Below are 423 nucleotides of genomic sequence, written 5' to 3'. Positions count from 1 at the left end.
GCAATACGGCCCGCGCGAATCGATGGAATACGACGTCGTGATCGTCGGCGGCGGCCCCGCCGGGCTGTCGGCGGCGATCCGGCTCAAGCAGCTGGCCGCCGAGAAAGGCACCGAGATCGGCGTGTGCGTGCTCGAGAAGGGTTCCGAGATCGGCGCGCACATCCTGTCGGGCGCGGTGATGGACCCGCGCGCGATCACCGAACTGTTCCCCGACTGGAAGGAACAGGGCGCGCCGCTCACCGTCGAGGTGACGGAAGACCGCTTCCTGTTCCTGTCCGAGAAGAGCGCGGTGACGACGCCGAACTGGGCACTGCCCGAGAACTTCAAGAACCACGGCAATTATGTGATTTCGCTGGGCAACGTCACGCGTTGGCTCGGCCAGCAGGCGGAAGCCTTGGGTGTCGAGATCTTCCCGGGCTTCCC

Annotated in this window: 1 protein-coding gene; it reads left to right on the top strand. The window is 66.0% G+C overall.

What is annotated here, in order from left to right; genetic code table 11:
- A partial coding sequence (locus ACNQQL_RS36120) for an NAD(P)/FAD-dependent oxidoreductase (RefSeq protein WP_347069728.1) occupies positions 1-423 on the top strand: 423 nt, incomplete at both ends.

This window comes from Burkholderia sp. LFS061, from assembly GCF_047978125.1.
Taxonomy (GTDB): domain Bacteria; phylum Pseudomonadota; class Gammaproteobacteria; order Burkholderiales; family Burkholderiaceae; genus Burkholderia; species Burkholderia pyrrocinia_C.
This window is presented reverse-complemented; position numbering and strand designations above follow the sequence as displayed.